General features: G+C 36.4%; 12 protein-coding genes. 9 read left to right on the top strand and 3 right to left on the bottom strand.

Translation table 11 applies throughout. From position 1 onward, the window contains the following. Positions 1 to 109: 109 nt before the first annotated feature. The 3 genes from ACYT6F_RS11375 to ACYT6F_RS11365 all read left to right on the top strand — a co-directional run bounded on the left by ACYT6F_RS11375 (position 110) and on the right by ACYT6F_RS11365 (position 2,053). Positions 110 to 322, top strand: a complete 213-nt coding sequence (locus tag ACYT6F_RS11375) for a cytochrome C551 (RefSeq protein ID WP_169232793.1) — start codon at positions 110 to 112, stop codon at positions 320 to 322. Between the two features lie 173 nt (positions 323 to 495). Beyond that, positions 496 to 699 carry a hypothetical protein gene (locus tag ACYT6F_RS11370; protein ID WP_472597792.1) on the top strand — a complete coding sequence of 68 codons (204 nt, stop codon included), beginning with the start codon at positions 496 to 498 and terminating at the stop codon, positions 697 to 699. A 193-nt stretch (positions 700 to 892) separates the two neighbouring features. Continuing rightward, positions 893 to 2,053, top strand: coding sequence for a thioredoxin family protein (locus tag ACYT6F_RS11365; protein ID WP_472597791.1), 1,161 nt, complete (start codon positions 893 to 895; stop codon positions 2,051 to 2,053). Positions 2,054 to 2,117: 64 nt separating this feature from the next. Here the strand turns inward: ACYT6F_RS11365 and ACYT6F_RS11360 are convergent, their stop codons facing one another. Beyond that, positions 2,118 to 3,140: a 3-oxoacyl-ACP synthase III family protein gene (locus tag ACYT6F_RS11360; RefSeq protein WP_472597790.1), complete on the bottom strand. Its 1,023-nt coding sequence runs from the start codon at positions 3,138 to 3,140 to the stop codon at positions 2,118 to 2,120. Between the two features lie 73 nt (positions 3,141 to 3,213). Between ACYT6F_RS11360 and ACYT6F_RS11355 the strand changes: the two genes are divergently transcribed. The 4 genes from ACYT6F_RS11355 (at position 3,214) to ACYT6F_RS11340 (ending at position 6,816) form a co-directional block, all read left to right on the top strand. Continuing rightward, complete coding sequence (locus tag ACYT6F_RS11355; RefSeq protein ID WP_472597789.1) at positions 3,214 to 4,113, top strand: magnesium transporter CorA family protein; 900 nt, start codon at positions 3,214 to 3,216, stop codon at positions 4,111 to 4,113. Between the two features lie 112 nt (positions 4,114 to 4,225). Continuing rightward, positions 4,226 to 5,812, top strand: coding sequence for a patatin-like phospholipase family protein (locus ACYT6F_RS11350; RefSeq protein ID WP_472597788.1), 1,587 nt, complete (start codon positions 4,226 to 4,228; stop codon positions 5,810 to 5,812). 90 nt (positions 5,813 to 5,902) lie between these two features. After that, on the top strand, positions 5,903 to 6,400 hold the full coding sequence (locus tag ACYT6F_RS11345; RefSeq protein ID WP_472597787.1) for a DUF2199 domain-containing protein: 498 nt from the start codon (positions 5,903 to 5,905) through the stop codon (positions 6,398 to 6,400). 38 nt (positions 6,401 to 6,438) lie between these two features. After that, positions 6,439 to 6,816: a glyoxalase gene (locus ACYT6F_RS11340; RefSeq protein ID WP_472597786.1), complete on the top strand. Its 378-nt coding sequence runs from the start codon at positions 6,439 to 6,441 to the stop codon at positions 6,814 to 6,816. A gap of 14 nt (positions 6,817 to 6,830) precedes the next feature. On the opposite strand, the gene ACYT6F_RS11335 is transcribed toward ACYT6F_RS11340, so the two are convergent. Next, positions 6,831 to 7,808 carry an IS110 family RNA-guided transposase gene (locus ACYT6F_RS11335; RefSeq protein ID WP_472597785.1) on the bottom strand — a complete coding sequence of 326 codons (978 nt, stop codon included), beginning with the start codon at positions 7,806 to 7,808 and terminating at the stop codon, positions 6,831 to 6,833. Between the two features lie 357 nt (positions 7,809 to 8,165). Continuing rightward, positions 8,166 to 8,714, bottom strand: a complete 549-nt coding sequence (locus tag ACYT6F_RS11330; protein WP_472597784.1) for a DNA-3-methyladenine glycosylase I — start codon at positions 8,712 to 8,714, stop codon at positions 8,166 to 8,168. 375 nt (positions 8,715 to 9,089) lie between these two features. Here ACYT6F_RS11330 and ACYT6F_RS11325 point away from each other — a divergent pair, with 375 nt between their 5' ends. After that, complete coding sequence (locus ACYT6F_RS11325) at positions 9,090 to 9,758, top strand: hypothetical protein (protein ID WP_472597783.1); 669 nt, start codon at positions 9,090 to 9,092, stop codon at positions 9,756 to 9,758. 476 nt (positions 9,759 to 10,234) lie between these two features. Continuing rightward, positions 10,235 to 11,815, top strand: a complete 1,581-nt coding sequence (locus ACYT6F_RS11320) for a T9SS type A sorting domain-containing protein (protein ID WP_472597782.1) — start codon at positions 10,235 to 10,237, stop codon at positions 11,813 to 11,815. The last annotated feature ends 2 nt before the right edge of the window (positions 11,816 to 11,817 follow it).

The following is an 11,817-nucleotide window of genomic DNA, read 5'->3' as shown; positions in this document are numbered from 1 at the left end:
GCTTTTTTATTAGTTAACATTTAATTTTTTATTAAAAAAATACCGTTTATTTTGATTTCGGAATAATTATTGCTAGCTCTAATTCCGATACCAAAAAAAATAAAGTATTATGAAAAAATTAATGTTAATCGCAGCGCTAGGAGTAATAGCGGTAAGTTGCGGAACAAAAGAATCTTCTATGTCAAACAGCAATACCGATTCTACAGCGGTAGATAACACAACGACAAATGCAGCGCCTGCTACAACGGATACGATGTCTACTACGACAACTACTCCTGACAGCACAGCAATGAAAATGGATTCAGCGACTACTGTTAAATAATAAGAGTTTAACTTGCAATGAACAGTCCTCAGATAATTCTGGGGATTTTTAATTTTAGATTGCGAAAGAAGCACTCTTTTGAAACATAAAATTCAGAAAAGTTTAAAGAGGCTTACTATCCTTTTATCTTTAATAACTATATTTGATTATATCTAAACATTAAAAAATATTCTATGAGAAAATTATTCACAGCAGCAGTTTTTGCATCACTGTTTTTAGGGAGCTGCGCACAGAAAAAAGAAAACAGGGAAGAATTTAAAGATGAAAGGAACAAAGAATATATGAGAAACAGTATGGGTGACACTGCTGCTTCAAATTCTGAAATGGCTGCTCCCGACAGCTTAAAAATAAAATCTGATTCATCAACAACAAAATAATACAGCCGCAGGATTTCCTGCGGTTTTTGTTTACCGTTCCTTGTTACCGTACAGAGAAATAACGCTTTTTTAATACATTAAATGCTTTAACCTTGATCCGGGAAAATAATCAAACGAAAGCTGTAACAATTTTTATGTGGCAAAGACTGATTTGTTAACATAATTATTACATTTGCAATCAATATAAAGTATTATGAAAAAATTATCAATATTCTCAGCTCTTTTCATTGGAGCGCTGGCTTTGGCACAGGGAATCAAATTTGAAGACACCAACTTCAGCACCATTCTCGCAAAAGCAAAAAAAGAAAACAAACTTGTATTCATTGACGCTTATGCCTCATGGTGCGGACCTTGTAAGCTGATGGTAAAAAATGTTTTTCCGCAGCCAGCCGTAGGAGATTATTACAATTCCCATTTCGTGAATGCGAAAATTGACATGGAAAAAGGGGAAGGAGTAGAACTTGCCAAAAAATACAACGTAAAAGCATTCCCTACTTATCTTTTTGTAGACGGAAACGGCGAAGTAGTTCACAGAACCCTGGGATATGTTGAGGAAAACGATTTCATCCAGTTTGCAAAAGATGCGGGAGATCCGAATAAAAGATTAGGAGCATTAAAACAGAAGTTCGAAAACGGAGAAAAAGATCCTGAATTCCTAAAAAATCTTGCCGGACTTACCATGTATAATGATGCAGAATTTTCAGCGCGGGTTATGGAACGCTATTTCAACGGAAAATCGGAGCTGGACAGAGAGGATATACAGATGCTTTTATCGGCAACACAAAGCACGGAAAGTCCGCTATACAAAACATTTTTAGCGAAAAAAGCGGAAATCACCAAAGTTCTTCCTCTGGAAAGATATGATGCTTTCGATAAAAACATAAAAGTGAATACGGCTATCAGAAAAGCTTATAACCCCGATACTAAGAAATGGAATGATGGCGCTTTCATAACGGAAGCTCAGAAGTTTTTAACCAAAGAAGAAGCAGAAAAAATCCTGAAAAGAGCGAAAGCAAGCAGAGCATTGAAGGATAAAGATATTGCCACTTACGAAAAATTAACACTAGAACTCTACAAAGATCCTTCGGCTTCCAGTTCAGAAGATCTGAATTCTATTGCCTGGAATTTCTTTGAAAATGTCACCAATAAGGCATCCCTTGAAAAAGCAGTGGCATGGGCTCTGGAATCGGTTAAGAAAAGTGAAAACTATGCAAACACTGATACGCTAGCCAATCTTTACAATAAAATAGGTGATAAGAAAAATGCCAGACTTTGGGCTGAAAAATCTATCGAACTGGCAAAAAAATCAGACGAAGATTATTCGGACACAGAAAAGTTGCTGAACAGCCTTTAAGGAATTTAAGCATAAAAATCGGCGCGGAAAATAAATTTTCCGCGCCGATTTTTTTTAATTCTATTTAATACTCAAATAAAACACTTCCCCACGTAAAGCCGCTTCCAAAAGCGGAAAGTAGTACAAGATCTCCTCTTTTGATCTTTCCTTTTTCAATCGCTTCGCTTAACGCAATAGGAATAGACGCTGCCGTTGTGTTTCCGTACTTTTGGATATTGTTGTGAACTTTCTCATCCGGAAGCCCGAATTTCTGCTGTACAAACTGGGCAATTCTAAGATTAGCCTGATGCGGAATAAACATATCAAGATCTTCAATGGTTTTTCCTGCTTTATCAAGTGCTTCCTGCATGGTTTCAGGGAATCTTGTAACCGCATGCTTGAAAACGAAGTTTCCGTTCATGATCGGGTATACTTCTTTGTTGGTTACATTTTCAGGTTCTTTTCTCATCCTGTCGCTCCAGCCGAATTTGGAACCTGGGAACTGCGTACAAAGCTCATCCGCAAATTTCCCTTCAGAATGCATATTTACGGCCAAAATATCTCCTGCATTTTCATCTTCGGTTGCTGAAAGAACAATCGCTCCTGCCCCATCACCGAAAATTACGGAAACGCCTCTTCCCTCATCCGAAAAATCAAGCCCGAAAGAATGAATTTCTGCACCTACCACCAGGATATTTTTATAATTTCCGGCCTTAATAAAAGCATTGGCAACACTCATTGCATATACAAATCCCGAACACTGGTTTCTTACATCTAAAGCACCAATGGTATCGCATCCCAGCATGTCCTGCAGCAAAACCCCGCATCCCGGAAAATAATAATCCGGAGAAAGGGTAGCAAAAATTATATAGTCGATATCTTTTGAAGTAAGTCCGGCGTTGGCAATGGCCTTTTCCGAAGCTTTGAAACCAAGATAAGCTGTAGTTTCCTGAGAATCATTTCTGTTTTTTCTGTGTCTTCTTTCTTTTATGCCGGTTCTTTCTGTAATCCATTCGTCATTGGTCGTCATTAATTGTGCTAGATCATCATTCGTAACAATGTTATCCGGAACATGGAATCCGATACCCTTTATTGTACTTTTAATCATATAGTTTTTTAATTTTGGTAAAGATAAAACTTATTTAACACATAGTTTTTCAAAATATTACTATTTTTACTTTATGCCAATTGAGACAATTTACAGAGATTCCCAGTGCGAATGGGTAGATGTGGAAGCTCCGTCAGCGGAGGACCTTAAATTTTTACATGAGAGATATGAGATCAATAATCTTTTGCTGGAAGATACTCTCGACCCTAATCACCTTCCCAAATATGAAGAAGACGGCGATGTGAAATTTTTCCTGCTTCGTGAAAGCACCGAACTGGAGCGTAAAAACCTCAACACGATCAGTGACATCAGTACCAAAATAGGGATTTTCCTGTTAGGCAGAACGATCATTACCGTTCACCGCCTGAAAACCAAAAGTCTGTCTGACACAAAAAAACATCTTTCTGCAATTACAACAGAAGTTACGGCTGACCAGATTGCTCTGAAGATAGCCTTACTCATTATGAAAAGCTTTGATGATGAATCGGTGAGCCTTTTTGAAACGATGGATAATATCGAAACTGAAATTTTCCTTAAAAATACCAATCATACCAATCAGATTAAAAGATTATACAAACTGAAAAGAAAATCGGGGCTGAATTCCAGGGTTCTTACCATTTCCGCTGATGCTATTGATAAATTTAAACTATTAGACCTGCAGGATTCGGAAATATACGACCTGAAAGATAAGCATAAAGATGTAGTGGCAGATTTTGAACATCTGAATATCCAGATCACCAACCTGATTTCTATGTTTCTGGCCTTGTCGGATCAGAAAGCTAACCAGGTCATGAAAGTTCTTGCCATCTACTCCGTTTATTTTTTGCCCATCACCTTTATTGCCGGCCTCTACGGAATGAATTTCGATAATATGCCGGAACTTCATACCAAATACGGCTACTTCCTGACAATCGGCCTTATGGCTATCGTAGTGATCTGCACTTTTATTTATGCCAGAAGAAAACAATGGTAAGTCTACGGTTTCAAATCTCGTGAAAATACGGTATCAAAGTTTTCATGATTATTATTAATTTTAACATCATTCGCGAGATCATCGCACTTTAACACTAAACCAGATCATAACCATGAAACCGGAAATACTTAAAAAATTACTGAAAGAAGATGTTCTTTCAAAAGAGTCCAAAGAAAAGCTGGCCGCCTTACATGACCGTATTTCGGCAAAGGAATTTTCTGATCTTTTAGATGCCGAAGGAAATCAATATGTAGAATTTGTGCAGGAAGGCGGCGGTGTCTGGGGAAGCGCGCTGGTGGGTTATTTATACGGACTGGAAATATTCGGGATTCGTTTTCTTAAAGTAGCGGGAACCAGTGCCGGAGCTATTAATACAATATTGATTGCCGCCTGCAAAACGAAGGAAGACGCAAAAAGCGAAACCATTAAAGACATCCTCTTCAACTGGAATTTTGCCGATTTTATGGACGGAAAAGCATACGTAAAAACAACCATTCACGCTATGCTGAACAATAAAAACTTCCTGAAAATCAATGCTTATCTTGCTATCGGAATTCTGGCTTTTTTCGGAGTTTTGGCCTTTGTATATCCGACAGATAAGATATGGCAGACAAAAGTACTCTTCTCTATTCCCATGCTGTTGGTGATTATAGGCATCTTATTTTTACTAAAGCTCTATTTTGATCTTAAGAAAAGAAATTCGGGACTGAATCCGGGACATACTTTTCTCAACGCAATGAAAGAGGCCTTAAATACATTTGGAATTACAACTGTGGCTGATCTTAATGAAAAGTTTGTTAAAAAAGGGAAAGACCTTAACCTCAGCTACCGTTACGGAAACGAAATGCAGTATTACGATAAAGCCCTGGAAAGTATAGAGGAGATCAGAATTAATAATAATGAACATATTGATAAGATCCGCTATAAGATTTTTTACGACAGCACTGTTAACAACGAATACTATAAAAAAGACCCGTTCTATCTTCTGAAATCAGAATATATTGTCATTACTACCGATATTAATGCTAAAATAAAGGTTGAGCTGCCTACAATGGCCAATCTGTACTGGTCTGAAGAGGAACTGAAGCACATCAGTCCGGCAGAATTTGTTCGGGCCTCCATGTCGGTACCTTTCTTTTTTGAGCCAATGCAGAAAGCGATCAATAGGAATGATGATTCCGTTAAATATGCCTGGAAATTCTGGATGAACACCGTTCCCGAAAATATTAATCCCGCCGGTGTATTTATTGATGGCGGAAGTATTTCCAATTTCCCGATTGACCTTTTTCATGCTACTGATATTTTTTATCCAAGGATGCCTTTATTTGGGGTACAGCTTACCAGCGACTCTGATCTGCTTTCAGAAAAAGGAAAAACAGCAGCAGAGGTACTGAAATCTCCCCTCACCTATTCCGGAAATATCATCAGTACTTTAAAAGGTTTTAATGATAAAACATTTCTTACGAAACATACGTTCTATCACCTGTACAGCATTCAGACCGTGAATTGCGGAAGCAGCAGCTGGCTAAATTTCTTTATGAAAAAGGATGAAAAAGAAGAGCTATTCAACCGCGGTTTCCAGGCTGCCCTCGATTTTCTCAGCAATTTCGACTGGGAAAAATATAAATGCGAACGCATGATGCTTTCAATGAAGGAGAAAAAAATTCTGAAGGAAGAGGATACGAAAACAGTTGGGTAAAAATAATAGAAATAAACTGAGAAGAAATTCTGTTGATATTAGTTTGATCTAAAAGACCGCTAAAATTTAATCTCAAATAAAATAAAAATCATGAAATACATTTGTCAATGCTGTGGAGAAGAAAGGGAGGATTGGCCTGCCATAGCGTATTCAGCACCTTATCCTTATTTTAATTTATCTGATGAGGAAATAGCAAATTCAGAATTATCTGCAGATTTATGTATCATCAGATATTCCGATGAGACCTGTTATTTTATAAGAGCAGTACTTGTACAGGAAGTGAATGAAAACTGCCAGGATCTTGAGTACGGAATATGGGTTTCCTTAAGCGAGAAAAGTTATACTGAATATGTTGAGAATTATCATAATGAAGCATTTGAAAGCGGCTTTTTTGGCTGGCTTTCCAATAATCTGCCGGATTATTCATTTGAAGAACCCATTCCAACAGATGTTATTGTAAATAATAAAATAGGACGACCGTTTGTATATCCTCATGAAAGTCATAATCACCCTTTTGTAAATGATTTTTATCTTGGAATTTCAAGAGAAGAAGCTGAAAAGAGAATTGATTTTGTATTAAATCAGTGATAAAATTAAAGTAATTTTGCGTTTCATAAAAATTCCCGATGATGCTTAACAAAACAGATCTCAGAGAAAACTTATCAATTCCCGTATCAGGCGATGCAGGCCAGATCGAAGTATTTCAGAACCAAACCGTACGCCCGATCCTGAAATTACAGAATGAAATTTACGTTATGTTGTTTAAAGATTATGCAGTGTCCAAAATACCAGATTTTAATTATTTAACAATAGAAAAAAAGCTGAATTTTATTGAACGAAGCCTGCGGAAGGATCATGCATTGAAAAATATATTTATCGGAATGACCATCGGAATGCTGACTGCTGAAGAGATGGAAGTCTATATTTTAGACAAGAATGTTTTTAACAAAAGAATTATCACGATGCTCACCGAACGGCTGAAAAGTCAAATGGAATTGATGTAACGTCAGTTCGATTTCTATGACATCTGCAAATTATTTTCATACACAGAATTATTTTTTATCAAAGCATAAACTCTGTGTATGATTTTATTTCTAATTGCATTTAAAACAGACATCTTATTCTTCCCTTCTAAAACTTTTCTTTGAAAATATAAAGCGAGATCATTCTTTAATCTTATGGAACTCAGAGCAGCTAAGTGTAAGATCTTTTTTAGTTCTTTATCAGCCATTGTAGAGACCCTGGGTTTATAATAAATTGACGAACCGGAGCGATGATCAAATGGAACAACACCAGAATAGCAAGCCATCTTCCTTGCCGATTGAATTTCTGTAAAACCATTGGTCTTAACAATGAGCATAGTAGCCAACACTTTCCCAACACCTGGAACGGTCTGGATTCTTATATATTGATCCTTCAGTTCTGTATTTGACTCAATGATCTCTACCATCTTTTTTTCAATTGTTTTAATCTGTTTATCTAAAAGTAAAATCAATTGCTTGTTAAGCTTTATAATTTCTTTATCTGCATGATTTTTAAGAAAGCTTAAATCTTTCATCTGTCTCAATAAACCTGCTCTTATTTTCACTCTGTGTCTGCGTTCCGTATTAAGTAAGCTTATTTTTTGAATATCCAAGGATTTAGGAACCCAAGGTTGTAGATCCATGTAATTTTTTTCCAAAAACGCACAGATTCTTTGACTGTCTAATTTATCGTTTTTACCTCTTAAAAGACCGATGCTTTTCTTTAAATGAAGTGGGTTTATAACAAAAACCGGTATGTTCGTACTACTTAAAACTTCGTAAAGTTCAAAATTGTATCTTCCGGTATTTTCCATGCCTACAACGGTATTTGCATCATTGGAGAAGCTTTTAAAAAACTTTTTAATCGCTTTTGAACAATTTTCAATTTGATAATGTTGTGTTTTAGAGCAACTGTTAACAAAAACATCCAGAGTTAGCTTACTAATGTCAATTCCAATAAAAACTTTTTCCATAAATTTGTTTTGATTAATAAAGAGAAACTTATCATCATCTCAACTCCTTAATAATGGGCTCCAATCCCTAATTTCTATCTGAGTTTTTGATAAGAAAGTGTTTAAGTCTCAATCGAACTATGAGTTTTTCTCTGAGTAGATATTAGTTTACTTAAACACTTTTCTCTTGTTAATAAATGTATTAATTTCTTTTTACAAATCTAAAGGAGTGTTTTTCGCAGCGCAGCGGAGAAAAATGTATGGAGAACCTCGGATTGGTGCTTTAATTTCTCGATATGCTTTTTTCAAAAGCTACTCGAAACGACGTTATGCAAACATTTATTTAAACCATTAAGGTTTTATGAAGAAGTTAAATTCTCATTCCAGCCACTTCGGATTTTGCTGTAGTACTTTTTCATAAACCGAACATTCTTCCGTGTGAGAACCTTTTAAATATCCAATACTCATCAAGAATTCATTCACGATTTCGCCACCTGTAAATTTGAAAGTTTTCTTAAAAAGCTTCATCCATTCCGGCAGTGTTTTCGGATGATGATGTTCCAGCCATTTTTCAAATGAACCAAATTCTTTTTGTAATTCGATAATGGTTTTTGCGTTTTCTATGGCTGCGTTTACCTTTAATTTATTCCTGATAATTCCGGGGTCGGTCAGCAGCCTTTCACGGTCAGTTTCATCATAAGCCGCCACTTTTTGAATATCAAAATTGTCGTATGCTTTCCTGAAACCTTCTTCTTTTTTCAGGATTGTTTCCCAGCTCAGTCCCGCCTGGTTAATTTCCATTACCAACCTTCCGAATAGTTCATTATCATCATGAATCGGGAAACCGTAATGATAATCGTGGTAATTTTTATGCAGTTCTCTTCTGCTTTCCGGCTGCATTCTGTCAATGGCTGCGCAATAACTCATAATAGTATTTTTTGTGAAATTTAATCTTTTTGCTTTTATATTACAAATATAAACGGGAATGATGACAACTGTATGGCAGGAGAAATATAAAAGCTAAAAATATATTATACTAGGCTAAAAATCTACTACAGCAGAATAAAAATGCACTACAGTGAGGTAAAAAAACAGTAAAGTATAATAAACAATTTTTACACTTTCCAAAACAACTCTTACAGAATAGAAAAAATTTAATACTCTGATGAATTTATGTGATACATTTTAATAAAATCAGACATTACTATGAAAAAATTCCACTACATAAATATTTGGTTTTAAGCGCATTATAAATCATAACAAAATGATATATTTATCCGATTAATTTTAAAACAAAATATTATGGGAATTTTAAAAGAAGAATATGTGCCAATTGCTGATGCACTATTAAATAGCTTTAGTAGAGATTTGAACCTGTTTGAAGCAGAAAATCATTTATACAATGCAGCCTACCTTTCTGCAATGCAAAACAAAACGAATGAAGTGCGGGCAAAAGAAACTGGCGATGCAGTATTGCTCTTACAGAAAAAAACAACTCAGGAACTTTACACGCTGGGCAGCGAATTGTCGAAACCAATGAAGCTTTTAAATATTGTATTTGACAAAGCCAAAATAAAAACTACCTTACCCAGCGATGTCATTAAAAAAGTGAACAAAAGAAATTTCGAAGGAGTATTAAGCAGTCTTGGTTCCTTAAAGGATGTCATTGCATCGCAATCTCCCCTGCTGATATCCAGCGGAATGAAACCGGACACGGAAACATTGATCCAGAATACTTTTGATGCGATTACCGCAAAAAGCAATGAGCAAAGCGCTTACCAACAGCAGCGGAAAGCTTTTACTTCTGCCAATAAAGGTGTTTATAAAGAACTGTATGGGTATATAAGTGAAGTGGCAAGAATGGGAAAAATTATTTTCCAGGGAGAGCAGAAAGCTTCGGAATATACTTTGGAAAATCTTATTGCTTTGGTGAATTCTTCAAGAAAAAACAAACCTGCTGACGAAAATTAAAATAAGGAATAAGAAAGTAAAATCTGAGGATTTATATCGAAATATTTTTTAACACCATAATTTTTACGAAACAATCGTAAGTTATATTCAGGTATTAGAACTGCGAATTTTTATATCAACCAAATGATGATAGACTTAAGCCGTGTCTCTATAACTGATACAGGCTAAGTCTTTCTGGATTGTCGGGTTCTTCGCAGTACCTCTCTTACAGTAAATTTAATTCTATGCTTTTTTTCATCATTTTCAATCTTAAAAAAAAATGCACCTCTAATGGTAACACGACAGGTTTTGTCGTTTGTGGAGAGTAGCTTTGCGAAAGGAAATAATTTATAAATAAACATTTAGCTCGCAATATAGATGGATGAGGCAAAAAAGAATATTTAATATAAATAAAAATGATCTCAAAATATGGGGTTTTTACGGATAGTTAAAAAAAATCAAGAACAGTATATTTGGCAACTTTAAACTAAAGTAATATGAATAAAATTTATTCCGGGGCAATTTTGTTGTGCTCCGTTCTGGGAATTTCCGCCCAGGAAGTAGTCTGGCAGAAAGACATTAAATCCTCCACTCAGGATTTTCTTTCCCAGGTTACCACTACCATTGACCAGCAATATTTGATCACCGGAAGCAGCATCCACCCTTCGACAGGCTCAGGGTCCGCTCTTTCAAGAGGTTCAGAGACTACCCCTCGACAGGCTCAGGGTACACAAAACAACGGTTACGATTTCCATCTGATCAAACTCAACCAACAGGGAGAAGAAGTCTGGGAGAAATATTTCTCGGGTAATAATCATGATTTTCTGTCTTCTACGGTAAGTACGCAGGATGGCGGATTCATTCTTTCAGGAACTTCTTTCAGTGGTAAGGGTTTAGATAAAAAGGAAGATTCCAAAGGCGGATCTGATTTTTGGTTGATCAGAATTAATGAATTTGGTGATGAATTGTGGCAGAAAACCATAGGTAGCGCTTCGGATGAAGAAGTGAGAGCGGTGATTCAGACGACGGATATGGGATTCTTTGTATCGGGTAACGTTCAGAATTCTTCAAAAGGTTACGGTTCCAAAGACGTGTTGATTGTAAAACTGGATAAAAACGGGAAGGAATTATCGCAACTCATTATAGGCGGAAAAGGTTTGGATGAAGTAGAGAAAATGATCCCTACCAAAGACGGCGGAGCATTGCTTGGAATCTATTCAAGAAGTAATGCCGGAGGGTCTAAGAAGACAGAAAACTTCGGTGAGGGTGATTACTGGATTATTAAACTTTCTAAAGACGGCAAAGTAGAATGGGAAAAGAATTTCGGAGGGAAAGGTGATGACCATTTAAGAACACTGGCTTTAACATCGACAGGCTATTTAGTTGGTGGAGAATCAAGATCGGAGAGATCGGGAAATAAAACCGTGGGCATTGAAGAAGGAACGGACCTGTGGCTGATTTCTTTAAACGAAAGAGGAGAGGAAATCTGGCAGAAATCTTACAACTTCAGGAACCGGGATGTTCTGATGGGAATGAGCGTACTGCATGCTTCAGATGATAAATCATCAAAAGGAATTCTCTTAGGAGGTTATACCCAGGCTGAAGGAAGAATAGAAAGTGATGATGAAACGTTCTGGATGCTGTATCTGAATGAAAAGGGAGAAGAACAGTGGAGAAAACATGTCAAAGGAGAATCCAGGAAAAGAGAGGAGCGACTTTCTGATATTAAGCTGAACAGAGACGGATCCATAATTCTAGCGGGAACCAGCGCAGAGGAATTGGGGAAAGAGAACTGGAAGATTGTGAAACTTGGAGATAAACAGATTGACCAGCTGATTGAAAAGCAAGATATTAAGATTTACCCGAATCCGGTAACAGATTACGCCTATGTGGAGATCGGATTCGATTTTAAGGAAGCGGATATTGTACTTTACGATATGGGTGGAAGGCAGCTGCAAAGCTTAAAAACGAAGAATAAAGTAACCAAGATCAATACGCAGAACCTTATTCAGGGAGCATATCTGGTGACCGTGAAAACGAATGATAAAACAGCGAGTGCTAAATTGATTAAGAAATAATA

The organism is Chryseobacterium sp. NG-CE01 (assembly GCF_055695505.1).
The sequence above is the reverse complement of the archived record's forward strand: the minus strand, read 5'-3'. Positions and strand labels throughout refer to the sequence as shown.

Coding starts and splice junctions, on each gene's coding strand:
- ACYT6F_RS11375 (WP_169232793.1), top strand. CDS start 110: ATGAAAAAATTAATGTTAATCGCAGCGCTAGGAGTAATAGCGGTAAGT.
- ACYT6F_RS11370 (WP_472597792.1), top strand. CDS start 496: ATGAGAAAATTATTCACAGCAGCAGTTTTTGCATCACTGTTTTTAGGG.
- ACYT6F_RS11365 (WP_472597791.1), top strand. CDS start 893: ATGAAAAAATTATCAATATTCTCAGCTCTTTTCATTGGAGCGCTGGCT.
- ACYT6F_RS11360 (WP_472597790.1), bottom strand. CDS start 3,140: ATGATTAAAAGTACAATAAAGGGTATCGGATTCCATGTTCCGGATAAC.
- ACYT6F_RS11355 (WP_472597789.1), top strand. CDS start 3,214: ATGCCAATTGAGACAATTTACAGAGATTCCCAGTGCGAATGGGTAGAT.
- ACYT6F_RS11350 (WP_472597788.1), top strand. CDS start 4,226: ATGAAACCGGAAATACTTAAAAAATTACTGAAAGAAGATGTTCTTTCA.
- ACYT6F_RS11345 (WP_472597787.1), top strand. CDS start 5,903: ATGAAATACATTTGTCAATGCTGTGGAGAAGAAAGGGAGGATTGGCCT.
- ACYT6F_RS11340 (WP_472597786.1), top strand. CDS start 6,439: ATGATGCTTAACAAAACAGATCTCAGAGAAAACTTATCAATTCCCGTA.
- ACYT6F_RS11335 (WP_472597785.1), bottom strand. CDS start 7,808: ATGGAAAAAGTTTTTATTGGAATTGACATTAGTAAGCTAACTCTGGAT.
- ACYT6F_RS11330 (WP_472597784.1), bottom strand. CDS start 8,714: ATGAGTTATTGCGCAGCCATTGACAGAATGCAGCCGGAAAGCAGAAGA.
- ACYT6F_RS11325 (WP_472597783.1), top strand. CDS start 9,090: ATGGGAATTTTAAAAGAAGAATATGTGCCAATTGCTGATGCACTATTA.
- ACYT6F_RS11320 (WP_472597782.1), top strand. CDS start 10,235: ATGAATAAAATTTATTCCGGGGCAATTTTGTTGTGCTCCGTTCTGGGA.